Consider the following 24568-nt stretch of genomic DNA (forward strand, 5'->3'; position numbering starts at 1 on the left):
GCGTCAACGCTGGCGATCAAGCGCCCTGTTACGCTTCGAGCATCACTATCTCATGAGCGATGGTCGTGATTGAGAGCAAGGTCGCCCAACGCCCTTTCAACCCATGAAGCAGCGGCAAATCTATCGCAGAACCGAAACCCCGAATTTCCCGGTTTTTCCCCTCACTCCCACTCGATCGTGCCGGGCGGCTTCGACGTGACGTCGTAGACAACGCGGTTGATGCCGCGGACTTCGTTGATGATGCGCGTCGCGGCGCGGCCGAGGAATTCCATGTCGTAGTGATAGAAATCCGCGGTCATGCCGTCGACGGAGGTCACGGCGCGCAGCGCGCAGACGAATTCATAGGTGCGGCCGTCGCCCATGACGCCGACGGTCTGGACAGGCAGCAGCACGGCAAATGCCTGCCAGATGGCGTCGTAGAGGCCGGCCTTGCGAATCTCGTCGAGATAGATGGCATCGGCTTCGCGCAAGATCTCCAGCTTCTCGCGGCTGATGCCGCCCGGGCAACGGATGGCGAGGCCCGGACCCGGGAAGGGGTGGCGGCCAATGAAGCTGTCGGGCAGGCCAAGCTCCTTGCCGAGCGCCCGCACTTCGTCCTTGAAGAGTTCGCGCAGCGGCTCGACGAGCTGCATGTTCATGCGCTCCGGCAGGCCGCCGACATTGTGGTGCGACTTGATGGTGACCGAGGGGCCGCCGGTAAACGAAACGCTTTCGATCACGTCGGGATAGAGCGTGCCCTGGCCGAGGAAATCGGCGCCGCCGAGCTTCTTGGCTTCCTCTTCGAAGGTCTCGATGAAGAGGCGGCCGATGATCTTGCGCTTGGTCTCGGGGTCGCTGACACCCTCCAGCTCGCCGATGAAGCGGTCGGAAGCATCGACATGCAGGAGATGCAGATTGTAGTGCTCGCTGAACATGGCGACGACATTGGCCGCCTCGTCCTTACGCATCAGGCCGTGGTCGACGAGGATGCAGGTGAGCTGATCGCCGACCGCTTCGTGGATCAGAAGGGCTGCGACGGAGGAATCGACGCCACCCGACAGCGCGCAGATGACGCGCTTGTCGCCGACCTGATCACGGATCGCCTGCACCGCCTTGGCGCGATAGGCCGACATCGACCAGTCGCCCTTGATCCCTGCAATATTGTGGATGAAGTTACCGATGAGTTTGGCGCCATCGGGCGTATGCACGACTTCCGGATGGAACTGCACGCCGTAATACTTACGTGCCTCGTCGGCGATGAAGGCGTAGGGTGCGTTCGAGGAGGTGGCGACGACTTCGAAGCCATCGGGCAGCGCTGTCACGCGGTCGCCGTGGCTCATCCAGACCTGATGGCGCGAGCCGGAGGACCACAGGCCTTCGAAGAGCGCGCAATCCTTGTTGACGTCGAGGAAGGCGCGGCCGAATTCGCGGTGATGTCCGCTCTCCACCTTGCCGCCAAGCTGCATGCACATGGTCTGCTGGCCGTAGCAGATGCCGAACACCGGGATGCCGCTGTCGAAGATGATCTGCGGCGCTCTGGGCGAGCCTTCGTCCACGGTCGAGGCCGGGCTACCGGAGAGGATCACGGCCTTCGGCCGCAGCCGCTCAAAGCCGGCTTCGGCGGATTGGAAGGGAACGATTTCGCAGTAGACGCCCGCTTCGCGCACGCGCCGTGCGATGAGCTGCGTCACCTGGCTGCCAAAATCGACGATGAGAACGGTGTCTGGATGTGCTGTCTGGGTCATGGCGAGCCTTTAATGAAAAGCGCTTTCCCTGGCAATCGGGCAAATCACGCGAGCGCCGATTTTATTGTCCCGATTGTCCTCACATAGGGCGGTTTCGGCCCTCAGAACCAGAATACCCCGTCTTCCAGCGCGGTAAACAGCCCATCGACGGCATAGGACAGTTTGCGGTCGATCACATGCAGATATTCGGTCCAGTCGGAAATGCGCTGCAATTCCACTTGCCCGTCGGAAATCCCCCGCAGCCCGATCAGCGGCAGACCATAGATCTGGCAGACGCGCAGCACGGCAAAGGTTTCCATATCGACCATGTCTGTGCCGATGCGCGCGTAGGCATCCGTACCGGAAACGATATTGGCGCCTGTCGAAAGGCTGCCCTCGGCAATGGTCGGGATGCGCAGCGGCAGGTCGATCGTCGCGGGCAGATCGAGGAACGGCGTGCGGCCCTTCTCGAAACCGAGCGGCGAGGCATCCATGTCGCGGTAGGAAACCGAGGTGACCTGATAGACCTCCGTCTGCTCCAGCCTGGCGGAACCGGCCGAGCCAAGAGACACCACGAGATCGGGCAGGTCGTCCTGAGCTTCGAGCTTGGCAAATGTGCGGGTCAGCGCGATGGCGGCCTCGACGGGGCCGACACCCGTCATCAGCGGATCGATGCGCGAGCGCAGGAAGGGCCCGTATTCGGCCTCGGCCGCCATGACGAACAGGATCGATTTGCCCGATACCCGCTTCAATTCGAATTTCATCCGCTAATTCCCTCTCTGCCCCGGATGACCATCATTGTTCCCGTCATCGAGGCAATCAGCTTGGCCGGTCCGTCGCCAATGGCATAGCCGCGGCCATCGGCGACGATGATCGTCGTGCCGGGCTTGGTGACATCGCCGCGAAACAGAAAACGCTCGCCGCGTCCCGGCGACATCAGATTGATCTTGAATTCGATCGTCAGGATCGACGCGGAGGGATCGATGACACTGTAGGCGGCAAAGCCGCAGGCCGAATCCAGCGCGGCGGCGATGATGCCGGCATGCAGGATGCCGTGCTGCTGCGTCAGCTTGACGTCGAACGGCAGCTCGATCTCGACCGCGCCATGTTCTACGCGTGTCAGTTCGGCACCGATGGTCGCCATCGCCGCCTGCCGCTCGAAGCTCGTTCTGATCCGGGCTCGAAAATCGCCGCTGTCTACTTCTGTCATGCCGTCCCCTTTCGCGGGTGCGAAATTGGCATGGAGAAGCGGCAAGGACAAGGGTTATCCGGTGGAAAAGGCGAAGCGCTCCGGCTTCGCCTGCCGACATCGAATTTCCTCGATCGGATCGCCATGCTATCCGAAGTGACGAAGCGTGATGAGGGCGCAGATGACGACGATCTTGCAATCGGTGGCGGCCTACGAGACTTGGATGCGGGCGCAGCTCGGCGCCGATCTCGTCGAGGCCGGGTTGGAAAAGAAGCACAGACTGATGAAGGCCGACAGCTTCTCCTTCCTGCGAGGCACCTATTGGCGCTGGGCCGAAACGATGCTCGATATCTGCCCCGATCTTAGGAACGCGCCGCAGCCATTGGCGATCGGCGACACGCATCTGGAAAATTTCGGCACCTGGCGCGATGAGGAGGGCCGGCTCGTCTGGGGCGCCAATGATTTCGACGAGGCTGCCGTCATGCCCTATGCGCTCGATCTCGTGCGCCTGGCGACGAGTGCGATGCTGGCGCGCGGCGAGGACGGCCCGACGCCGCGCGTGGTCACCGACAGCATCCTCGCCGGCTATCGCCGCGGCTTGCGCAAGCCGTCTCCCGTCATTCTCGAGCGCGACTACAAATGGCTGCGCAATGCCGTGCTGCTGCCGAATGCCGAGCGCAAGGCCTTCTGGGAAAAGTATCGCAACCTGGCGCCGGCAAGCGGCCCTGTCGCGGATCGCTATATTCAAGCGCTGCACAGGGCCTTGCCCGATCCGGCAACCGCCTTCGAGCCGAAGCCGCGCCTCGCCGGCACCGGCAGCCTTGGCCGCCCACGCTTCGTCGCCTACATAGAATGGCGCGGCGGCCCTGTCCTGCGCGAGGTCAAGGCGCTGCTGCAATCGGGCTGGTCGCTGATGCACGATCCGTCGGACAAGACGATCCGGACGGGTGTCATCGCCGGCGGGCGGGCACGCTCGCCCGATCCGCGGTATCAGGTGGGTGCGGGCTTGCTGGTGCGCCGCCTGTCGCCCAACAGCCGCAAGATCGAGGTCGAGGGCGACGCTGAGGTGCTGCTCTCGCCCGACATGTTGGATCTGATGGGCTTCGAGATCGCCAATTGCCACGCCAACGATGCGTCGCTCATTCCTGGCATTCTCGCCGATCTCGACAGGCGAGGTCCTGATTGGCTACGCGCGGCCGCAAAGGCGGCTGCGGCAGCAGTCACAGCGGAGCAGACGGAGTTTGCGCGCAAGGGGTAGGCCGGCGACCTGTCGGCCTAGTGCCCGGCCGCTTCGAGGATCAGATGAGCGATCGTATCGGGGTGGGAGATCAGCGCAAGATGGCTTGCCTTCACCTCGATGGTCTTGGCGCCCATGCGCTTCGCCATGAAGCGTTCGAGATCGGGGTTGATTGTCCGGTCCTCGGTGGAGACGGCATACCAGCTCGGCTTCGAATGCCACGCAGCCTGCGTCGTCTTGCCGGTGAGGAGCTCTTTTTGGAACGGCTCCTGCACGGCGTAGAGAACCTTGGCCTTGGCTTCGGGGAGGTCGCCGGCAAAGTCGCGCAGGAAAGCTTCTTCGGTCAAACGGCCCTCGTCGCCGTCAAAGACGATACCGGCCGATGCCGGCGGCGTCGGATAGGTCTTGGCGAGCGCCGTGTAATCCTCGCCGGCGTCGGGGGCGCGGGCTGCGACATAGACCAGCGACGAGACCTTCGGGTGCATGCCCGCTTCGGTGACGATCATGCCCGAGAAGGAGTGGCCGACGAGAACGGTCGGGCCATCCTGGCGGTCGAGAACGCGCTGGGCGGAGGCAACGGCTTCCGGCAACGTGGTCAACGGGTTCTGTACAGCGGTGCAGTTCAGCCCCTTTGCCTGCAGCCGCGCGATGACCTCCGACCAGCAGGAACCGTCGGCGAAGAGCCCATGCACCAACACGATGTTGCGGGCCTTTTGCGGTGCCGCCTTCGCTGCGGCGAGGGGTGTGCTGGCGGCGGCCATGCCGCTGGTGGAAACGAGCGAGGCGGCGGCGCCGGCAAAAAGTGCCGCCGAGAAATTCCGTCTGGTTATCATCATGATCCTGGTCCTTTGCATCGGAGGGATGAAATCGGCAGTCGCTGGCTTTGCTGCATTCTGGGCCGCTATTTTCGCGGCTGTGTGTATGCAGGATGAAGCTCATTGATGATTTTTGTATTCCCATCGTCGAAAGTGGTCAATAATTGAATACGTAACAGTTGCGTGATTGATATTTTGCATGCAAAGTGTGGTCGTAGAGGTGATGTTGCATACGAGACGAAGCGAAAGGGCCGGGAGGTCGAAAATGACAAATGAACTCGAAGATGCCGCCGACGACCGCGAATTGCTGTCGGACCGTATTCGCAATGCCTTGGCGGACGAGATCGCGACTGGACGTCTGGAGGCGGGTGCTGCACTCGACGAGCAGCAGCTGGCCGATCGTTTCGGTGCCTCGCGCACGCCGGTTCGCGAGGCACTGCGGCAGCTAGCGGTGAGCGGTCTGGTCGAGGTACGGCCCCGGCGCGGCGTGGTCGTTGCCCGCATGACACCGGAGCGCATCATGGAGATGTTCGAGACGGTGGCGGAAATCGAGGCCATGTGCGTGAGGCTTGCCACCTATCGCATGACGCCTTTGGAGCGCAGCCATCTGATCGAGCTGCACGATGCGTCCGCGACGATCGTGAAGAAGGGCGATTTCGATGCCTACGATGCCTTCAATCGCGCTTTTCATGAGGCGATCTATCACGCAACGCATAATAGCTTTCTGGCCGAACAAGCGATCGCTATCCGCAATCGCTTGACCGCCTTCCGCCGCGCACAGTTGCAGCAGGATGAGCGCCTCGATCGCTCCAGAGCTGAACATGACGCCATCATGCAGGCCATCGCCGAGGGTGATGGCGAGATGGCGTCGCGGCGCATGCGAGCACATATGCTGAATGCGGCGACGGCCCTGCGTCGCTTCATAGAGGCCAGCAAGGCTGACTGAGGCCTGGAAAATCAGCTGCGGGCGATGCGCACGATATGCTGATCCCAGGCGACGTCGCTGTGCTCGCCCAGGAAATCTCCATCATACGAGGATACGGCGAACCCGCGAGGAGCGGGCGCGATTCCGGCCGCATCAGCGATGCTTTCCACCTTCAGCACCTTGCCGGTCTTTGCATCCAGCGTCACCGAGGTTCCTTCGATCGGTGATGTCACCCCCACGAGGTTTTCGGCGCGGTTGACGGCGATGGCGCCGACATAGTTGCCGAGCGCCCGGGTCGTATCGTCGGGCAAGGTGACGAAACTCAGGTCCTCGCCCCTCGCGAAATGGCCGACAAGCGGCGGCAGGTCGTTGCGGTGGCCCTCGTACTGGCAGGCAAACCAGACCCGGCCGCTGGCATCGACATCGACGTGCCGGGTCGAGACCTGGGCATATTGCGCCGGCAGCGTGTGCTTCTCGATCAGTCGGCCGGTGGCCGCATCGATCAGCGTCAGCGACGGTTGCATATGGTCGAGGTTGAGCTTGGTGCGGCCGAAATCCGGATGCGTCTCGATGCCGCCATTGGCGACGATCAGATACCTGCCATCGTCCGAAACCGTCATGTCGTGCGGGCCGACGCCATAGGTCTCGTATTCGCCGATGCGGGCAAAGCGGTTGCCGCTGTCGTAGAGCCCGATGATGCCGCGATTGTCGTCGAAGTCGTTCTCGCTGGCATAAAGCAGTTTGCCGTCAGGCGAAAACGTGCCGTGCCCGTAGAAATGCCGTCCCTCTTTGGCTGATATGACGATCGGCTCGGCCTTGTTCCAGGGATCGAAGATCATCGCATAGGTGCCGGGACGGCGCGCGAAGGCGACGGTCTTGCCGGTCGCCTTCGAAAAGGCCATGCCGTGGGCACGGGCCGGCAGCGCGACCTGATCGACGATGCGGCCCTGCTCGGTCACCGTCGCCACGGCAAAGGAACCGTCGGCGGCGCGAATGCCGGAGGCATAGACGGCGTCGGCCCGTTCCAGCGCCATCAGGGCACCGGGTTTCAAGGCAGCGAGAAAGGTCAGCCCTGCCGCCTTGACGAAAGCTCTTCGATCGATGAGGCCGCTGCGCATGCGCCCAGAGCCGGATGATTTTAGGTCTGTTCGACCTAAAATCATCCGCTCTAAAATCGAAGAAGTAGAACATGATGTCGCCCGAAAACCGCAAACACTTTTCGGCATCATGTTCTAGTCTCCGTCTGCGAAGGAGAAACCGGCCGAAAGGCCGATGGCGCCGCCGTACTGGTCGCTGAAGCTGGTTGCAAGGTCGCGGCTGACGGAGAGCAGCTTGTCGATCTTGGCGCGCTCGGCATCGTTGCCGATGGCAGCCTCGATATCCGGATTGATCGTCGGCGCCGTCGTCGCAAGCTCGTTCAGCAGGCCGTCGATCTTGGCGGCGGCGGCGCGCTTGTCGGCGGGAAGCAGGCTTGCCATATCGGCCTTTTCCCAGAGCGTTCTGAGGCCTTCGATATTACCAGTGAACGAGGTCCATGTATTGGCCGAGCGCCAGTAGATCGCCATCTTCGGCCGTGTCGCCGCCGGATCGCCCTTGTAGAAGGTTTCCAGCCGCTGGTCGCGGACATTGGCGGCCCCATGGACGAGGATGCCGAGCAGTGCGGTCACGGCCTCCTTGTTGTCCATGAAGTCGTCGCTGGATTTGCCCGGAAACTTCCAGGATTTCTGCACGCCATCGGGCGCGTCCCATTCGTCGGCGATTGCCTTGGCCGTGCTTTCGATGTTGCCGGCAACCGCCGCGCCATAGCGGCAACGGAAGCTCTGCTTGTCCTTGCCTAGAACGTCGGACCCGTTGCCGAACAGCACATATTCCAGCGCCGTCATGCTCATGAGCGCCACGCTCTTGCCGGCGACGGCCTCGACGGTCGTGTCGTGCTCGTCAGCCTTGGCGATCAGCGCCTGCACCTGCCTGAGGCCGACGCCCTTGCGGTCGGGATAGAAGAGGATGTGTTCGAAGCGGTTCTTGTCGATGATCGGGCCAGTGTCGACGATCTCGATGCGCGACCAGCTCTTCACCGTATCTCCGAAGGCGGACTTCGCGCCGGAAAGGGTAGTATCGGTGGGATCGGCGCAAAGCGCCTTCATCGCTACCGTCAGCTTTGACGCGGAGTCGTGCATGGCGCGGTAGCCCGGGCGGATGACGTCATCCACCGCCTTCTGCAGGGTTGCCGGCACCGCCGCCTCGTTCAGGCCGGCGCCGGTGGTCGTCGCGTCCTCGGCATGGGCGGGCAGGGCGGCGACGGTGAGGAGAAGGCTGGCTGCAAGGCTTTTCCAGTGGTGCATCAGAGTGACTCCAGAAAGTTGATGAGGGCTTGCCGATCGTCCTTTGAAAGACCGGCGAATGCGTTGCGGGCGTTTTCCGCCTCTCCTCCATGCCAGAGGATGGCTTCGGTCAATGTGCGGGCGCGGCCGTCATGCAGATAGGCCTGCTGGCCGCTGACCGTCTGTGTCAGGCCTATACCCCAGAGGGGCGGCGTGCGCCAATCGCTGCCGGATGCGACGCCCACCTGCTGCCCGTCGGAGAGGCCTTCGCCCATGTCGTGCAGCAGGAAGTCGGAATAGGGCCAGATCAGCTGGAAGGCCTGCGGCGAATCCTTGCCGTCGCTGCCCTTGATGCCATCGCGGGTGACGAATTTCGGCGTATGGCAGGCGGCACAGCCGGAGCGGTAGAACATGTCCTTGCCGTGCAGCACGTTGGCAGAGCCTGTCCCTCGGCGGGCCGGCACGGCAAGATTTTCGGAATAGAAGGTGACGAGGGGAAGCACGGGGTCCGGCGCTTCCGTGTCGCCCAGCCGCTTCTGCACACCGGTCGGCATGGTCAGGCAGCGCGCTTCTTTAGGCGTGCAGTCGCCATAGGGATTGGGCCGGTCGGGCGTCGAAATGCCGATATCGACCGAGAAGGCGTCGGCCACCTGGTCGCGCACGGTGGCGTTCTGGGCTTTCCAGCCGAAGCGCCCGAGCGCGAGCTGGCCGGTGCGGTGATCGCGAACGATGGCGGGGCGACCGTGTATGCCGCTGCCTTTCTTGCCGTCCGGGTCGGCATTGGCGAGGATATCCGCATCGGGAATGGCTTCGATCAGGCCAAGGCCGATCATCGGCGGCGCGATGCGCGGCGAAAGCGTGGTGTTGGCGTCCATCGGCCCGTAGGCGAGATCGCTGACACCGTATGTCGGCTTGCGCAAGGTCACGGTCTCGCCGCCGGCAAGCGTCACCGTCTCCTCGCTGTAGCTGACAGTCACCTTGCCTTCGGCGGCAAGGCCGGGCACGGCGAGATCCTGCAGTTGTTTGCCATAAGTGGAGTCCGGAAAATTCAGCGCGCGGAACTCCTTGACCGCCTGTTCTTCCTCCGGGGTGATGGCCGGCCGGCCCAGGCGCAGTACCATCGAGGTCGCGGGGGCTCCCGCCGTCTCCGGCGGATGACCGCGGCCGTCGCGGATATGGCAACTCTGGCAGGAGCGCGCGTTGAACAGCGGGCCAAGCCCATCGGACGCCTGCGTGGAGGAGGGGGCCGAAACCCAGAGCTTGCGGAAGAGCGCGTTACCGAGGTGAAAATCCTGCCCCTGCTCCGCGTTCAGGTTGGCGGAAGGCTGCGAGAAGATATCGCGCGTGACCTTGTCGATCGAGGTTGGCGCGCCGCCCTGCATCGTTTCGTAAGGCTCGGCCTTGAGAAAATTGCTGGTCGCGCGGGTGACGTCGTGGACGCGCTTCAGTTCCTCGGAGGAGAGGTCGGTGCGGCTGCTCGGAAAATCGAGAATATCGGCGGCGGCCAGCGTAATGGAGAAAACCAGAAAACCCGCGGCAAGGGCGGGCAAAAGGGCTCTATTGGCCGGTAAACCTGTCATGGATAGCGGGGTGGCAGCGCCTGGTTGCGCTGCCACCCTCCCTCATTACTTCTTCTTGAAGACGGCGTTCGGATTGTCCAGGCTGTCCGAACCTTCGAGCTTGATCGTGCCGAGATCGAGGGCGGCGATGACGCGCTGTATGCTCTTCGTCTGGTCGAGCAGGCCGTCGATGGCCTTCTGGACCGTGGCGTTGCCTTCCTTGTTGCCTTCGCCGATCATCTGATCGTATTTCTCGACCGTCTCGCCGCGATGCACCAGCGCCTTCATGGCCGAAAGCGTCGTGTCGAGCTTGCCTTCCATTTCCTTGTCGAGTGCTGGGTCCTTGGCCTTGACCAGATCATGCAGCGACGGACCCTTCATCTTGGTGCCGTCGACGCGGGTATAGTTGCCGTTATAGCCAGATGCGATGCCAATGGCGTCGCCATTGTGCTCGTTGTAGGTGTTGTCGGAGAAGCAATCCTGCTCTTCTTCCGGATCGTGCAGCAGCAGGCCGAGCTTCATGCGCTCGCCGGCAAGCTCACCGTAAGAGAGCGAGCCCATGCCGGTCAGGATGGTGGTGAGACCGGCATTCGGATCGGCTTCGACATGCTTGGTGGCTTCACCATCCGGCGCCCACTTGTCCGTCATGTCCTGAAGGTCGGAAACGAGCAGCGTCGAAGCGGATCGCAGATATTCGGCGCGGCGGTCGCAATTGCCGTGCGTGCAATTCTTCAGATCGTAATCCGTGGCCGGGCGTTCGCCGGCGCCAGGTCCGGTGCCATGCAGATCCTGGCCCCAGAGCAGGAATTCGATGGCGTGGTAGCCCGTCGCGACATTGGCCTCGACGCCGCCGGCCTGATGCAGCGTGCCCGACAGGAATTCCGGGCTGAGGTGCGAGGCGTCGACGTCCTTGCCGTTGATCTTGATCGACTTGTTGGCGATGACATTGGCGACATAGAGCGCATTCTCGTCGCTTTCGGTGCCGTAGGAGGCGTCGACATAGTCGATCAGGCCCTCGTCTAGCGGCCAGGAGTTCACCTTGCCTTCCCAGTCGTCGACGATCGGGTTGCCGAAACGATAGACTTCCGTCTGCGCATAGGGAACGCGAGCCTTGATCCAGGCTGCGCGCGCTGCCTTCAGCGTCTTGTCGCTCGGGTTGGCGAGCAGAGCGTCGATCGCCTTGTCGAGAGCCTTCGCCGTCGTCAGGGAGTCCTGATATTTGGCATGGGCCAGTTCCGCATAATGCTTGACGACGGCCGCCGGTTCCGGAGCGGCTGCGTAGGCCGGCAGGCCATAAGCGGCAGTCGTGACAACGGCCACCGCGAGCGCGGCGCCAACATTGATCTTTAGTTTCATGTTCCTCTCCTGTGACAGCGGGGGCACCGTCAAAACTTGGCATTTTGTGTCATGTATGAAAAACAAACTTGTGTCAAACGCTCTAGTTTAGAACGATTATAAGACGTGAAATTCTTGACTTCCGCATTGTGAATGGAATGGATTTGCTTGAAAAAGCAGCAGATGCAGGTCAAAAAACAGGCAACTAGATTTCAGCCGGATCGCGAAGATCTTCCATGCGCCATCATTTGAAGCATTTTATTCATCGTCATGAGCCGAAAGGTCATTGGCACGGGCATCTGAAGTCGGGCATCGGCGCCGTTACCGGCATGACCGCCGTCGGCGGCCTGGCTGTGGCAACCGGCATCCCGCTGCTGATCGCGCCCTTCGGTGCGACGGCCGTGCTGATCTTCGGCCAGCCGAAAAGCCCGCTGGCGCAACCGGCCAATGTGCTCGGCGGCTATCTTCTGGCTGCGTTCGTCGGCAGCCTTGCCATGGCACTGCTTCCGGGCCTGTGGTGGGCGGCCGCCGTCGCGGTCGGTCTCGCCATTGCGGGAATGTTGATCTTGCGGGTCACGCATCCGCCGGCCGGCGCCGTGCCGCTGGTGGCTTTAGGATCGCATCTGTCGGCATGGACGCTGTTTACGGTCGTCGCGCTCGGCGGCCTTCTGCTGATCGCGATCGCCGTGCTGCATCATCTTATTCCGCCCAGGCAGCAATATCCGCTGCGAGCGGAATGATTTTTCCTCACCCCTTCCGCTGCAGGCGGCAGAAGAAGAACCCGTCGGTATCCGTGGAGGCCGGCGTGAGCGTGATGGTCTTGCCATCCGACGAACGGGGCTGAGGGGCATCCTTGCCGAACAGCTTCTCCCAGGCATCAAGCGTTTCCACCACATCGAAGTCGGGGTTCTGGGCGGCGAAACGGTTCACCTGCACCTCGTTCTCTTCCGGCAGCACCGAGCAGGTGACATAGAGCAGCGAGCCGCCGGGACGGACGAATTCGCCGGCCTGAGCCAAGGCCTCCTGCTGCTGACTGGTGCGCTCGTCGAGGTTCTTCTGCGTCAGCCGCCACTTCGTATCGGGACGGCGCCGCCAGGTGCCCGTGCCGGTGCAGGGGGCATCGACCAGAACCTTGTCGAACTTGCCGCGCAGTTGAAGCAGGCCGTTGCGTTCGTCATGGACCTGAACATTGCGGGTGCCGGCCCGCTTCAATCGTTCGATGATCGGCGCCAGCCGCCGCCGGTCGCTGTCATAGGCATGGACCTGGCCCTTGTTGTGCATCGCGGCCGACATGGCGAGCGTCTTGCCGCCGCCGCCGGCGCAATAATCGAGCACCTGGTCGCCCTCTTCGGGCAGCACCAGATCCGCGACGATCTGCGAGCCTTCGTCCTGCACCTCGAACCAGCCCTTCTGGAAGGAGAGCTCGGCCGTGACGTTCGGCAGGCGGGACGCGCCTTCGCCAGCGGGAATGCGGATGCCGAAACGGGCGATTTTCGATGCCTGCCCGCCGGCGCGCTCCAGGGCCTTCACGACCTTGGCGCGGTCCGCCTTCAGCGAATTGGCGCGAAGGTCGAGCGTCGGGCGTTCGGAAAGAGCCTGCGCTTCGGAGAGCCAGCCATCGCCGAAGGCTTGGCTGAAGGAAGGCTCGACCCATTCGGGAATATCGCCCTGGACGTGAAGGGGCGCATCGTCGAGCTTGCGGGCGGCAAAGGCGGTAAGCGTTTCGGCGCTCGGCGCCTCGGGCGCGAATTTATCGCCGTCGAGTTCGGCGGCCAGTGCCTCGGGCGTCAGGCCCCATTGGCGGAAGAGGACGGCATGGGCAAGCGCCGAGGGACTATCGTCCCCCATGAGCCAGCCATGCGAAAGCCGCATCCGTAGCGCGTCATAGACGATGTTGCCGATCGCGGCCCTGTCGCCGGAACCGGCGAAGCGATGGGCAAGACCCCAATCCTTCAGGGCATCGGCCACCGGTCGCTTGCGCGCTTCGATATCGGCAAGAACTTCGATGGCCCCCTGCAATCGGCCGCCCAGACGCATTCACACTCTCCTGCTTGCGCACGACCCGGAACCCATTGGAGCTCATCCTGGGAAGCTGCGCACTACCAAAACCGCTGACAACTCGCCAATCCGCGCAAATAATGCTTATGCCGGCGGATTTCGAGACGTCTCAATCGCGTGGTAGCCGCGATTGACCGAGAGAGCAAGCGTCATGCCGATTTGCCGGTGGTTCCGGCCATCGACGATTACTTCGAGGCGACGACCTCGTAGCAGACCTTGGCGGTGCCGGAGGCGACCATGCCGATGTTCTGCGCGGCAGCACGGGAAAGGTCTAGTACGCGTCCGCGAATGAAAGGCCCACGGTCGTTGATACGAACGACGACGCTGCGGCCGTTATGCTTGTTGGTGACCCGGAGGCGCGTACCGAAGGCAAGCGAACGATGGGCTGCAGTAAGATTTCTGGAACTCATACGTTCCCCGGAAGCAGTCTTGGAGCTTCCCCCGTACCATGAAGCGCCTCCGCAGCCAGCGGATGCAAATGCCGGTGTCGAAACGACAGCAAAGGAGGCGGATATAGTTGCGGCGATCGCCAATGAACGTGCGATTTTCTTCAAACCGATTTTTCCCTCAAGCTATTGAACTTGCGCCTTGGGTAGGCGGCGGGGCTTAAATCAGGCCAAAAATGGCGAAAAAGTGCCATTTAATATCACGGAATGTTACGAGCTGTAACATTTGTGATATTGAGGGAATACTATGGCTATTCGGCGAATTTGCTTGATTGTGGAAAAAACCTAATAAAATCAGTTAAAAATGGAATGAATTTTCTCGCGGATGCGCGACAATGCCAGGGATCACGAAAACAGGAAAAATAATTTTCCGACTTCGCCATAATCATTGCCCCATTTGTGCAATTTTAGAGGTCGTTAACCATAAACGCGGAGCAAATTGAACTAGGCCAGCCGGCTAAGTAGGAATTTTCGTGCGATTCCGCTTGGTGTGAAGAGCTATTTTCTTAGCCGCGCCACTGTCCGGAGGACCAGAGTTCGGCAAGCGACATGCGATACTCAGGGTAGCGAAAGGGAAAGCCGAGCGCCCGCAGCTTCGCGTTCGAAACGCGCTTGTTCTCGCCATAGAAGGAGCGCGCCATCGGCGTCAGCTCCGCCGTTTCGAACGGCTGCTCCGGCGGCGCTTCGACACCCATCAGGCGGGCGGCCTCGGCAACGACATCCTGCGGCGGCGCAGGCTCATCGTCGGTGACATTATATATGCCGCCGAGTTTGCGCTCGGACAGGAAGTGGGCGCAGGCGCCGATATCCTCGACACGGATGCGGTTGAAGACCTGGTTTGCCTTGATAAGCCGCCGCGCGGTTCCCTTTTCCAGATTGCAGAAGGCATTGCGGCCAGGACCGTAGATGCCGGAAAGCCTGAGCACGGCGACGGGAAGATCGAGCCTGATGCCGACCCGCAGCCAGCCGTCTTCCGCCTCGACACGTTCGACCGAACGGTCGGCGATCGGATGCAGCGATGTCTGTTCGCTGATCCAGGCGCCCTTATGGTCGCCATAGACGCCGACAGTCGAGAGATAGCAGACCCACTCCAGCTTCGGCATCAGTGCCTTGAGATTGAGCTGCGCCAGCCGCAGCAGCGGATCGCCTGAATTGCCCGGCGAGATCGATTGCACCAGATGCGTCGCTGTTGTTATCGCCTCGGCCAGAGCGGGATCGAGCGTCTCGCCGTCGAAGACGAAGGCCTCGATGCCTTCCTTCGTCAGCAATGCCGCCTTGTCGGCGGAGCGGGTCGTGCCGGTGATGCGAATGCCGGAGCCGGCGAAGGCCTTGGCGATCGCCGTTCCGGAATAGCCGCAGCCGAAAATCATCACATGCATTACGTTACTCCCGCCAATGTCCATTCGGCGCGAACCTCTTCGTCCGCTTCGTCCTGCCTTTGTGCCGCAAATGCTTTGAATTCGCCAGCCGTCATCAGCCGCGATAGCGCCCAGACGGCCATGCCGCGCACGACGGGTGAGGGGTCTCCGGCCAATTCTCGACATCTCTCTATAAGGGATCGCTCGCCGGAATTGCCGGCCGCGATCAGCACGTTGCGGATGAACCGGTCGCGGCCGATGCGTTTGACCGGCGAACCGCTGAAGAAGGCACGGAAAGCCGCGTCGTCGAGATCAAGCAGGAAGGCGATAGACGGTTCCTTGAGATCGTCCCGCGCAACGAGCTTCATTTCAGAGGCGGCACTGGCGAACTTGTTCCAGGGACAGGCGGCAAGGCAGTCGTCGCAGCCGTAGATGCGATTGCCGATCATCGGCCGCAGCTCTGGGTCGATCGGCCCCTTGTGTTCTATGGTCAGATAGGAAATGCAGCGGCGCGCATCGAGCTGATAGGGCGCGGGGAATGCCGATGTCGGGCAGACGTCGAGACAGGCCCGGCACGAGCCGCAATGGTCGATCTCGGGCTGATCCGGATCGAGATCGGCCGTGGTGAACATCGAGCCGAGAAACAGCCAGGAGCCGAAGGCGCGGTTGACGAGATTGGTGTGCTTGCCCTGCCATCCGAGGCCGGCCGCGCCCGCGAGCGGCTTTTCCATGACCGGCGCGGTGTCGACGAAGACCTTGACGTCCTCCTTCGAGCGCGCTGCAAAGCGCGTTGCAATCTCCTTCAGCCGCCCCTTGATGACGTCGTGATAATCGCGGTTTCTGGCATAGACTGATATCGCCGCCTTGTCCTTCTTCTCCAGAATGCCGCGGGGATCTTCATCGGGACCGTAATTGAGGCCGAAGACGACGATGGAGCGGGCCTCGCTCCAGAGCACGCGCGGGTCGCCTCTACGGTCGCGTGTCTCCTCCATCCAGCCCATGGTGCCGTGATGGCCCTTGTCGAGGAATTGTCCGAGGCGGACGGCAGCCTCGGGGATGGCATCCGGCCTCGTGATGCGACAGAGATCGAAGCCCTGGGCAAGTGCTTCCTCGCGCAGGAACGCGGTCAGCGTACGTCGTTGCTTGTCAGCTTTTTCTGCGTCGCGATTATCGGGCATATCGAGCCCTCGTCAAAGCAATTTCAGGAAAAGTGCGTTAGCGGTTTTCCGTCCGGAATTGCGTGAAAAAAGAGATAGAGCGTTTTCGCTGTTCGAAGAAAAGCGAAAGCGCTCTAGAAATCCAGATCGGCGTAGTGCGAAACCGGAGTGACGCCGCGCACCCGCTCCGCCAGGATCGGCCGGAAGGACGGGCGTGACTTCAGCCGCTGGTACCATTCCTTGGCAACAGGCGATTCCGTCCAGTCGATCTCGCCCAGGTAGTCTAGCACGGAAACCGAGGCCGCGGCGGCAAGATCGGCATAGCTTAGCCGCTCGCCGGCCAGCCACTGCCGCGAGCCCGCGAGCCAGGACAGATACTTCATGTGCTGGCGGATGTTGCCGCGCGCCATGCGCATGACCTTGGAATCGGGTGCGCCGCCGCCCTGTTCGGCGGTCATCTGCAGCTTGAAGACGCGCTCGCGCGACAGCGGCCGCGTCACGTCCTGCTCCATCTTCTGCATGAACCATTCCGTCAGCCGGCGGATCTCGGCGCGCTGGAACGGATCTTCGGCTAGGAGCCGGCGGTCGCGCTTCAGCACGCCGTGCGTCTCGTCGAGATATTCGGAAATGACGGAGGCGCCACAGAGCGCCCGCATGCTGTCATCGACATAGACAGGCAAGGTGCCGGCGGGGTTCAGCGCCAGGAAATCGCGTCGCTTTTCCCAGGTCTGTTCCTCGATCAGCTCCGTCTGGTAGCCATATTCCGTCAGGATCAGACGAACGAACCGGGAGGAAGATGACATGGGGTGATGATACAGCGTCGGCATTGGTACTCGGGTGTTTCTGATTGATGCTATGGAGTCTTTTGGGTCGCGATTCTGCGACCCTAGTCATTTGTCATCGGTTGAAGCTATAGGATCTTGGCCTAGTTTGCACAAGCGAATCGGGCCGCCCTGCCGTTTGACAAAGGACACGATATGGCTGAACAAATTATTATCGCGCTGGTTTTAGGCCTTGTGGAGGGGCTTACGGAGTTCATTCCGGTCTCCTCGACGGGTCATCTGATATTGCTCGGACATTTTCTCGGCTTCAAGTCGGCCGGCACTTTTGAAGTTTTGATCCAGCTCGGTGCGATTCTCGCCATCTTGCTCGTCTATTTCAATCGCCTCGTTCAGATCGCCAAGGCGTTGCCCGTCAGCGTCAAGGCCCGTCACTTCGTTCTGGCCGTTCTGTTCGGCTTCCTGCCGGCTGCCTTCATTGGTGCGCTGGCGCATGATTTCATCAAGACGGTGCTGTTCGACTCGCCGAAGGTCATCTGTATCTCACTGATCCTCGGCGGCATTGTCCTGCTCGTCATCGACAGGATCAAGTTCACGCCGAAATATACCAGCGCCTACGAATTTTCCTGGCCGATGGCGGTCAAGATCGGCTTCTTCCAGTGCCTGGCGATGATCCCGGGAACGTCGCGTTCCGGCTCCACTATCGTCGGTGCGCTCCTGCTTGGAGCCGACAAGCGTTCGGCGGCCGAATTTTCGTTCTTCCTCGCCATGCCGACGATGGCGGGCGCCTTTGCGCTGGATCTTTGGAAGAGCCGTCACGATCTCAGCATGGACCAGGGCCTGCTGATCGTCATCGGCTTCGTCACCGCCTTCATCTCGGCGCTGTTCGTCGTGCGCGCGCTGCTCGACTTCGTTTCCCGCAACGGCTTCGCCCCCTTTGCATGGTGGCGTATCGCCGTCGGCACGGTCGGCCTAATCGCGCTTTACTTCGGCTGAGGCGGATCGCCAGACCCAGCAATCCTGGAAAAAGCGAAGGCCGGTTTTCACCGGCCTTTTTCATGCCCGATCAGTTCGGGGAGGACGTGTCGATGGAACCCGTCGTGCAGGGGTCGACGCCGTAGGTCGGCGCACATTCGCCCTTGATCGAGGCGATGCTGCCGCGGGCTACGAAAGAGCCGGCCAGAATCACCAGTGCCGCGCACGCAAACAGAAGCGCGATAGACTTGCCCATCGAAGAATGCCTTTCCGCAGAAGTGTGAAGCGCGCCACGGACCGGTTCATTGTCCAAGCCTGAGACGCGCGGCTGTGTTAGTCAGTGAGATGAGCAATAGCAATAAATGTTCATATTAAATTTGACGTTAATGCTACTATTTCCACAGTGCGTCTTTTGAGCAACGCTAAGCTGTGAATGAACAGGCTTTGCCAGTGCCTCTGAGCTCCGATCCGTCTCTCATAGGCAACAAAAAACGCCGCTCGACGAAGCCGGGCGGCGCTGATTTTTTTGAGTTGCCGAATCGCTACGCGGCTTTGCCGGAACCGGTAAACTGACCCTGCGGGCGATAGCGCACGAGATAGGACGGCAGCACGGAGACAAGCAGCGTCGGCAGCAGGCCGATGCCCTTCAAGGTGCGTCCTTCCGCTTCCGCCTGCTTGGAAACGACGTTGTCGCTCTTCAAGAGGGTCACCTGGTCGGTGGTGATCGGCGGCTTGATGAGCGGCACCAGCGAGGCGACAGAGCCGATCAGCGAGGCAAGGCCGAAGGGGATGGAGACGAGCGCCTTCTTCCGGTTGATGACGGCAAGCGTCGTCTCGAGACATTCGCGAAAAGACAGAACTTCCGGGCCGCCGAGCTCGTAGGTCGTGCCGGCCTTCAGCTTGCCGTCGACGCTGCGGGCAACGGCTTCGGCGATATCCTCGACGTAGACGGGCTGGAACTTCGTCTTGCCGCCGCCGATCAACGGCAGGAATGGCGCTGTGCGCGACATGTCGGCAAACTTGTTGAAGAACTCGTCTTCCGGCCCGAAGACGATCGAGGGGCGCAGGATGACGGCATCGGGCCTGATCGACAGGATCGCGGCTTCGGCGCGGGCCTTGGTGCGCGCATAGGCCGAAGGCGATTTGGCATCGGCGCTGAGCGCCGAAATATGCGTCAGCGAAGCGCCGACGCCGCGGGCTGCCTCGGCGATGGCCTTGGCGCCGAATTCCTGGACGGCGTCGAAGGTGTTGCGGCCGCTTTCAGCCAGAATGCCGACGCAGTTGACGACATGCTGGGCGCCTTCGACGGCGCGGTCGATGGAGTTGCGGTAGCGCACATTGGCCTGAACGATCGAAATCTGGCCGAGATTGCCGAGCGGCACCAGGAAACCGGCAAGATCGGGGCGGCGCACCGCGACGCGGATGCGATAGCCGCGCTTGGCAAGCGCACGCACCACGTGCCGCCCGATGAAGCCTGATCCTCCGAACACGGTGACGAGCGGCGGGAGGTTGGACAGGGTCATGGCAGGCTCCTCGAAAGGCTTTGATTGGGCTTATCTGGTTTCGTCTTAGCCGATCCGGGCGCAGAGGTGAAGTGCTATCGCGCTGCATCGCAGCGTCGGCTTTTCAAAGGGTTCAAACCCCTTCGACGACGACCATTTCAGCGTCCGCCACCTGCTGGCGGATTTTGGCGGCGATCTGATATTCCGGCGAATTATAGCAGTCGACGGCGTGCTGCAGCGATGGAAACTCGATGACGACATTGCGGCCGCGCGCCTGTCCCTCAAGCGGCGTGAAGGCACCGCCGCGGGCGAGGAAATTCGCGCCATATTTCTCGAAGGCGGGCTTCGCGGCAGCGACGTAATCCTTGTAGCGCTCGAGGTCGCGAACATCCACGCGTGCGATCCAATATCCCTTTGGCATGTTTTCCTCCCTGCTTGCTGTTGTCGTTTAGAGTGCGGCGTCGATCTCGGCGAGGATGGCGCGGGCGGCTTGCCTCGGATCGGCCGCCTTGACGATCGGTCGGGCGACGACGAGATGGCTCGATCCGGCCTTGATGGCATCGGCCGGCGTCATTACCCGCTTCTGGTCGCCCTTGTCGCTGCCGGCGGGCCGGATACCGGGGGTCACCACCGCCATGTCAGGCCCGATGATCTTGCGGACGGCGGCTGACTCCTCCGCCGAGCAGACGATGCCGCCCATGCCGGCGAGATGTGCCTGCTCGGCCCGGCGCAGCACCAGCGTATGCGGATCATATTCATAGCCGGCGGCGATCAGGTCCTCTTCGTCCATCGAGGTCAGCACGGTGACGCCGAGCAGGCAGAGGTCCGATCCCTTGGCCGCTTCGACGGCCGCCTTCATCGCCTTTGGATAGGCGTGCAGCGTCAGCATCGACATGCCCATCTTGACGATGTTCTCCACACCGGAGGCGACCGTATTGTCGATGTCGAGCAGCTTCATGTCGAGAAAGATCTTCTTGCCGCTGGCGGCGAGATCGCGGGCGAATTCCAGGCCGCCGGCAAAGGCGAGCTGATAGCCGATCTTGTAGTAGAGGATATCGTCGCCGAGGGCGCCGACCACTTTCTCGGCCTCCTGAAGGTTTGGAACATCCAGTCCAACGATCAAGCGGTCGCGTGCGGTCATATCAAGCCCATCCCATCCAGTCTTCCATGGGTGTCCAGTCGCATGAGATGGCGCGCTTCGCAAGATCGAAACAGAAAAGATTGCCGCCGCCGGGCGGCTGATCACCCTGTCGCGCGATCGGCTTTCCCTCCAGATGGCATTTCAGCAGCGTGCCGACGCCGCCGTGCCCGACGAAGGCGACCGGCATGTTCGGATCGTGCCGCGCCAGAATGGCCTCGACATTCGAGACGATCCTCGCCTGCGCGTCGATGGCGCGCTCCCAGCCCTTGAAGCTTTCATGCGGGTTGGCGAAGAACCAGTCGGCTGCCTTTTCGAACTCCGGCGGCGCCAGGAAACCTGTGGCGCTGCGGTCGTTTTCATGCGTGGCTTCGATGATCTCGACTGCGGCGCCGCTCGTCGCTGCGAGGATCTCGGCTGTTTCGATCGCCTTGCGCTCGCCGCTTGAAACGATCAGCCCAAGCTTACGCGCCCAGGGATGCGTCGCCGCCGACCGCGTCCTTGCCGCGCCGATCTCGGAAAGCCCCCATTGCGGTACAGGCACATCGGGATCGATGCGCACCTGCGGGTGCGTAATATAAAGAGCGTACATGGATTGCCTCAGCCGCGGCTGTAGACCCAGAGCTGGGCCGGCGGAATGTTGCGGACGATGAAGTCGTAATGGCGGATATGGTAGCGATCCGGCTTGGCGATGATCGGCGAAACCGGTCCGTAGGAAATCTGCACCATCGGCCGGCCGGGTGGCATACGGTCCAAAAGGCTTTCCAGCAGGGCGACGCGCGCCTTCATCGGAAAGTTGAGGAGCGGGATGCCCGAGACGACGGAATCGAAGGTCTGGCCGCGCAGCACGCCAAGCGTCGTATCAAGATCGAAGGCGTCGCCGTTGATGAAGTTGACGCCGGGGTAGCGTCGCACGAGATGATTGTAGAAATCGGTCGAATATTCGATGGCGACCAGATTCTCCGGTTCGATGCCACGTCCGAGGATCGCCTTGGTGATCGCCCCGGTTCCCGGTCCGAGTTCCAGCACCGGCAGGCCGGATTGCGGGTTGATGACACCCGCCATCTTGCGGGCGGTGATCGAGGAGGTGGGAACGATCGACCCGACAGTCTTCGGCCCCTGCATCATGCCCCTGAAGAAACGAATCTCTTCGTCGAACTTCTTGCCCAGCCGTTCCTTGAGACGCAGCGCCATGCTCTCCCCCACCAGATGTTATGGTTGCGACTTACATATTCTTTCTCGGCGTTCTTGCAATAGGATGCCGCAATAACGAGAGAAAATGTCGCAATCGACAAAGGACCAAATAAAAGCGCCCCTGCGTTTGAATAAACGCATGAAGGGCGCTTTGGTTTCGCTACACGCGCATCGGCATCAGCACATAAAGCGCGTCGTCGCCTGCCGTGTCGCGAATGAGCGTCGGCGAGCCGGCATCGGCAAGCAGGAACACGGCGGCTTCGCCGGAAAGCTGCGCGGTGATGTCGAGCAGGTACTTGGCATTGAAGCCGATTTCCATCGGGTCCATTTCATAGCCGACCGCGACTTCTTCGGTCGCGCTTCCCGAATCCGGGTTGTTGACCGTGAGGAGCAGCTGACCATCAGACAGCGCCAGTTTCACGGCGCGGCCGCGTTCCGATGAGATTGTCGAAACACGATCGACCGCCTGGGCGAAGGTCTGGCAATCGACCCGCATTTCCTTGTCGTTATTGGCCGGGATGACGCGCTGATAATCCGGGAAGGTGCCGTCGATCAGCTTCGATGTCATGACTATGGAGCCGATCGTCAGGCGGATCTTGGCGTCGGATACTTCGACCGTCACGATCGTATCTGGCGTGTCCACGAGCTTCTGCAGTTCTCCCACAGTCTTGCGCGGGATGATGATGCCGGGCATGCCTTCGGAGCCCGAAGGAGCGGTAACATCGGCGCGGGCCAGACGATGGCCGTCGGTGGCGACGGCCCTGAGCTTCAGATCGCCATCGCTTTCGATCGTGTGGAAGAAGATGCCGTTGAGGTAGTAACGGGTTTCCTCGGTGGAGATCGCGAACTGCGTGCGGTCGATCAGCATCTTCAGATCCGCTGCCTTCAGCTTGAAGGAGTGGCTGAAGCTGCCGGCGGTGAGATCCGGAAAATCCGATTCCGGCAGGCATTGCAGCGAGAATTTCGAGCGGCCCGAGGCGACCGTCATGGAGCTGCCGTCGGGGTTGGTGGCAAGAAGCACTTCCGATCCGTCGGACAGCTTGCGCACGATGTCGTAGAGCAGATGCGCGGGAACCGTGGTGGCGCCGGCCTGCTCGACATTGGCGGGCGTCGCCTCGGTGATTTCGAGATCGAGGTCCGTCGCCTTCATGTCGAGGCTCGTGCCGTCGGCCTTCAGCAGCACGTTGGACAGGATCGGGATCGTGTTGCGACGCTCGACCACGCGATGCACGTGGTTCAGCGACTTCAGGAGGTTCGACCGCTCAATTGTTATACGCATGGATGCTACCGCTTTCGACCGTGACTTGCCGGGCGGCCCGAGGCGCCCGAGCGACATGTTTTCGGACAAGGCCCGAAAGATTGGACAGGCAACTTGGCAGACTTCTCCATCCGAATGCAAGAGGCATGGATCAATTGCCAAGCGCCAATTCGACATTTCGTCGACAATGCTCACAGGATTTGCACCGCTCTTGCCGTCAGCCCACGCCTCGCCCATAAAGGCTGCTTATCCCAAGCGAATTCAGGACCGGTATGAACGAAGACCAATCAAGCGGCGGGGCGCGCAGTTTCCGTCTGCACAATAACCAAATTCCGGCCCGTCCCCTCGAACCGGCGCTCTATCTCGTCGCGACGCCCATCGGCAATCTCGGCGACATTACGTTGAGGGCGCTGGAAACGCTCGCCGGCGCCGATGTTCTGGCTTGCGAGGACACCCGCGTTACCCGCGTCCTGCTCGATCGCTACGGCATCCAGAACCGGCCCTATGCCTATCATGAGCACAATGCCGATGAGGCCGGTCCGCGGCTGCTGCAGGCGCTGGAAGCCGGCCGGTCGGTGGCGCTGGTGTCGGATGCCGGCACGCCGCTCGTCTCCGATCCCGGCTACCGGCTTGCGGTGCAGGCGATCGAAGCGGGCTACAAGGTCGTTCCCATTCCAGGCGCCTCGGCGCCACTTGCCGCCCTCGTCGGCTCCGGCCTGCCAAACGACGCCTTCTTCTTTGCCGGCTTTCTGCCCGCCAAGGACAAGGGCAAGCGTGATCGGCTGGCCGAGCTTTCGGGCGTCCCCGCCACCCTCATCTTCTTTGAATCGCCGCATCGCATCACCGCGACCCTTGCCGCCGCCGCCGATGTGCTCGGCGGCGAGCGCGCAGGCGCCGTCTGTCGCGAGTTGACGAAGACCTTCGAGGAGTTCCGCCGCGGTTCGCTCTCCGAACTCGCCGCATTCTATGACACTGTCGACAATGTGAAGGGCGAGATCGTCTGGCTCGTCGGCCCGCCGGCGGAGAGCGTCGCGGCGGAGGCTGATGTCGATGCCATCCTGGCCGATCTTGCCGGGACGATGCCGACCGCCAAGGCCGCGACCGAAGCTGCGCGCCTCACCGGCCTGCCGCGCAAGGAGCTTTACCAGCGCCTGCTCGACATGAAGGAGCGCCATGGGTGAGACGGGCGAAAGGCTGAAACGACAAAAGGCCTGGCGGCGTGGCCATGTCGCCGAATATCTCGCCGCCGCCTTTCTTATGCTCAAGGGCTATCGCATCATCGCCATCCGCCACCGAACCAAGCTCGGCGAAATCGATATCGTCGCCCGCAAGGCCGATCTGGCCGTCTTCGTCGAGGTCAAATCGAGGCGTGGCGCGCAGGAGGCGATCGACGCGGTTTCCTTGTCATCACAGAGACGCATCCGCGCCGCCAGCGATCTGTGGCTCGCCCGGCAACCGGATTTCGCCCGTCTGTCGCAACGCTACGACATCGTCGCCATGCTACCCGGTCGCTGGCCGCTGCATTTTCCGGATGCGTTTTAAGCATGGCGTTACAGCACCGTCACAAAATCAGCCTATTGCCGGGCGACTGGCACTCCCGATTTTTGCGCCGAAGCGCA

At 61.9% G+C, this 24568-nt stretch carries 26 protein-coding genes; 6 read left to right on the forward strand and 20 right to left on the reverse strand.

Going from position 1 to position 24568, the window contains the following annotated elements; translation table 11 throughout:
* Positions 1-161 precede the first annotated feature (161 nt).
* From guaA to ACIQWP_RS09065, 3 genes are all read right to left on the reverse strand, one after another.
* Positions 162-1724: a glutamine-hydrolyzing GMP synthase gene (guaA, locus tag ACIQWP_RS09055; RefSeq protein ID WP_402785162.1), complete on the reverse strand. Its 1563-nt coding sequence runs from the start codon at positions 1722-1724 to the stop codon at positions 162-164.
* Positions 1725-1825: 101 nt separating this feature from the next.
* Positions 1826-2467, reverse strand: coding sequence for a 5'-methylthioadenosine/S-adenosylhomocysteine nucleosidase (locus ACIQWP_RS09060; RefSeq protein ID WP_402785165.1), 642 nt, complete (start codon positions 2465-2467; stop codon positions 1826-1828).
* Positions 2464-2913 (reverse strand): PaaI family thioesterase, encoded by a 450-nt coding sequence (locus ACIQWP_RS09065; RefSeq protein WP_402785168.1) that lies wholly within the window; start codon positions 2911-2913, stop codon positions 2464-2466. Before ACIQWP_RS09065 ends, ACIQWP_RS09060 begins: the two co-directional genes overlap by 4 nt.
* Positions 2914-3073: 160 nt before the next feature.
* On the opposite strand from ACIQWP_RS09065, the gene ACIQWP_RS09070 reads away from it, so the two are divergent.
* A complete protein-coding gene (locus tag ACIQWP_RS09070; protein WP_402785171.1) occupies positions 3074-4150 on the forward strand; it encodes a DUF2252 family protein in 1077 nt (358 codons plus the stop codon).
* Between the two features lie 17 nt (positions 4151-4167).
* Here ACIQWP_RS09070 and ACIQWP_RS09075 read toward each other — a convergent pair whose 3' ends face one another.
* On the reverse strand, positions 4168-4965 hold the full coding sequence (locus ACIQWP_RS09075; protein WP_402785174.1) for an alpha/beta fold hydrolase: 798 nt from the start codon (positions 4963-4965) through the stop codon (positions 4168-4170).
* Between the two features lie 244 nt (positions 4966-5209).
* On the opposite strand from ACIQWP_RS09075, the gene ACIQWP_RS09080 reads away from it, so the two are divergent.
* Complete coding sequence (locus tag ACIQWP_RS09080) at positions 5210-5890, forward strand: GntR family transcriptional regulator (protein ID WP_402785177.1); 681 nt, start codon at positions 5210-5212, stop codon at positions 5888-5890.
* 11 nt (positions 5891-5901) lie between these two features.
* Here the strand turns inward: ACIQWP_RS09080 and ACIQWP_RS09085 are convergent, their stop codons facing one another.
* The 4 genes from ACIQWP_RS09085 to ACIQWP_RS09100 all read right to left on the reverse strand — a co-directional run bounded on the left by ACIQWP_RS09085 (position 5902) and on the right by ACIQWP_RS09100 (position 11105).
* Positions 5902-6987 (reverse strand): DUF1513 domain-containing protein, encoded by a 1086-nt coding sequence (locus tag ACIQWP_RS09085; RefSeq protein WP_402785180.1) that lies wholly within the window; start codon positions 6985-6987, stop codon positions 5902-5904.
* Between the two features lie 114 nt (positions 6988-7101).
* Entirely contained in the window at positions 7102-8211 is a 1110-nt protein-coding gene (locus ACIQWP_RS09090) for an imelysin family protein (protein ID WP_402785183.1), read from the reverse strand.
* Positions 8211-9770: a di-heme oxidoredictase family protein gene (locus tag ACIQWP_RS09095; protein WP_402786092.1), complete on the reverse strand. Its 1560-nt coding sequence runs from the start codon at positions 9768-9770 to the stop codon at positions 8211-8213. The genes ACIQWP_RS09090 and ACIQWP_RS09095 overlap by 1 nt, the downstream gene beginning before the upstream one ends.
* A 45-nt stretch (positions 9771-9815) precedes the next feature.
* Positions 9816-11105, reverse strand: a complete 1290-nt coding sequence (locus tag ACIQWP_RS09100; protein WP_402785186.1) for an imelysin family protein — start codon at positions 11103-11105, stop codon at positions 9816-9818.
* 215 nt (positions 11106-11320) lie between these two features.
* On the opposite strand from ACIQWP_RS09100, the gene ACIQWP_RS09105 reads away from it, so the two are divergent.
* Positions 11321-11824, forward strand: coding sequence for an HPP family protein (locus ACIQWP_RS09105; protein WP_402785189.1), 504 nt, complete (start codon positions 11321-11323; stop codon positions 11822-11824).
* A gap of 7 nt (positions 11825-11831) precedes the next feature.
* Here ACIQWP_RS09105 and ACIQWP_RS09110 read toward each other — a convergent pair whose 3' ends face one another.
* The 5 genes from ACIQWP_RS09110 to ACIQWP_RS09130 all read right to left on the reverse strand — a co-directional run bounded on the left by ACIQWP_RS09110 (position 11832) and on the right by ACIQWP_RS09130 (position 16930).
* On the reverse strand, positions 11832-13121 hold the full coding sequence (locus ACIQWP_RS09110) for an RsmB/NOP family class I SAM-dependent RNA methyltransferase (RefSeq protein WP_402785192.1): 1290 nt from the start codon (positions 13119-13121) through the stop codon (positions 11832-11834).
* 206 nt (positions 13122-13327) lie between these two features.
* Entirely contained in the window at positions 13328-13696 is a 369-nt protein-coding gene (locus tag ACIQWP_RS09115; protein ID WP_095433727.1) for a septal ring lytic transglycosylase RlpA family protein, read from the reverse strand.
* Between the two features lie 398 nt (positions 13697-14094).
* On the reverse strand, positions 14095-14967 hold the full coding sequence (locus tag ACIQWP_RS09120; RefSeq protein ID WP_402785197.1) for an SDR family oxidoreductase: 873 nt from the start codon (positions 14965-14967) through the stop codon (positions 14095-14097).
* The gene (gene queG, locus ACIQWP_RS09125) at positions 14967-16124 is read right to left on the reverse strand and encodes a tRNA epoxyqueuosine(34) reductase QueG (RefSeq protein ID WP_402785200.1); all 1158 of its coding nucleotides are present in this window, start codon (positions 16122-16124) and stop codon (positions 14967-14969) included. Before queG ends, ACIQWP_RS09120 begins: the two co-directional genes overlap by 1 nt.
* Before the next feature lie 113 nt (positions 16125-16237).
* Positions 16238-16930, reverse strand: a complete 693-nt coding sequence (locus tag ACIQWP_RS09130) for a glutathione S-transferase family protein (protein ID WP_402785203.1) — start codon at positions 16928-16930, stop codon at positions 16238-16240.
* A gap of 150 nt (positions 16931-17080) precedes the next feature.
* On the opposite strand from ACIQWP_RS09130, the gene ACIQWP_RS09135 reads away from it, so the two are divergent.
* Positions 17081-17878 (forward strand): undecaprenyl-diphosphate phosphatase, encoded by a 798-nt coding sequence (locus ACIQWP_RS09135; RefSeq protein WP_402785206.1) that lies wholly within the window; start codon positions 17081-17083, stop codon positions 17876-17878.
* 70 nt (positions 17879-17948) lie between these two features.
* On the opposite strand, the gene ACIQWP_RS09140 is transcribed toward ACIQWP_RS09135, so the two are convergent.
* The 7 genes from ACIQWP_RS09140 to dnaN all read right to left on the reverse strand — a co-directional run bounded on the left by ACIQWP_RS09140 (position 17949) and on the right by dnaN (position 22970).
* Entirely contained in the window at positions 17949-18113 is a 165-nt protein-coding gene (locus ACIQWP_RS09140; RefSeq protein ID WP_167459855.1) for a hypothetical protein, read from the reverse strand.
* 286 nt (positions 18114-18399) lie between these two features.
* Positions 18400-19380 carry a complex I NDUFA9 subunit family protein gene (locus tag ACIQWP_RS09145; protein ID WP_402785211.1) on the reverse strand — a complete coding sequence of 327 codons (981 nt, stop codon included), beginning with the start codon at positions 19378-19380 and terminating at the stop codon, positions 18400-18402.
* A 112-nt stretch (positions 19381-19492) separates the two neighbouring features.
* Positions 19493-19780, reverse strand: coding sequence for a DUF1330 domain-containing protein (locus ACIQWP_RS09150; protein ID WP_402785214.1), 288 nt, complete (start codon positions 19778-19780; stop codon positions 19493-19495).
* Positions 19781-19807: 27 nt separating this feature from the next.
* Positions 19808-20500, reverse strand: a complete 693-nt coding sequence (gene pyrF / locus ACIQWP_RS09155) for an orotidine-5'-phosphate decarboxylase (protein WP_402785217.1) — start codon at positions 20498-20500, stop codon at positions 19808-19810.
* 1 nt (position 20501) lies between these two features.
* A complete protein-coding gene (locus ACIQWP_RS09160) occupies positions 20502-21089 on the reverse strand; it encodes a histidine phosphatase family protein (RefSeq protein ID WP_402785220.1) in 588 nt (195 codons plus the stop codon).
* Between the two features lie 8 nt (positions 21090-21097).
* Positions 21098-21691: a phospholipid N-methyltransferase PmtA gene (gene pmtA, locus ACIQWP_RS09165; RefSeq protein ID WP_402785223.1), complete on the reverse strand. Its 594-nt coding sequence runs from the start codon at positions 21689-21691 to the stop codon at positions 21098-21100.
* A 160-nt stretch (positions 21692-21851) separates the two neighbouring features.
* Positions 21852-22970: a DNA polymerase III subunit beta gene (gene dnaN, locus ACIQWP_RS09170; protein ID WP_402785226.1), complete on the reverse strand. Its 1119-nt coding sequence runs from the start codon at positions 22968-22970 to the stop codon at positions 21852-21854.
* A gap of 251 nt (positions 22971-23221) precedes the next feature.
* Here dnaN and rsmI point away from each other — a divergent pair, with 251 nt between their 5' ends.
* Both rsmI and ACIQWP_RS09180 read left to right on the forward strand, forming a co-directional pair.
* Positions 23222-24130: a 16S rRNA (cytidine(1402)-2'-O)-methyltransferase gene (gene rsmI / locus ACIQWP_RS09175; protein WP_402785229.1), complete on the forward strand. Its 909-nt coding sequence runs from the start codon at positions 23222-23224 to the stop codon at positions 24128-24130.
* Complete coding sequence (locus ACIQWP_RS09180; protein WP_402785232.1) at positions 24123-24491, forward strand: YraN family protein; 369 nt, start codon at positions 24123-24125, stop codon at positions 24489-24491. The genes rsmI and ACIQWP_RS09180 overlap by 8 nt, the downstream gene beginning before the upstream one ends.
* Positions 24492-24568: the final 77 nt, after the last annotated feature.

The organism is Rhizobium sp. NPDC090279, from assembly GCF_044769665.1.
Classification (GTDB): domain Bacteria; phylum Pseudomonadota; class Alphaproteobacteria; order Rhizobiales; family Rhizobiaceae; genus Rhizobium.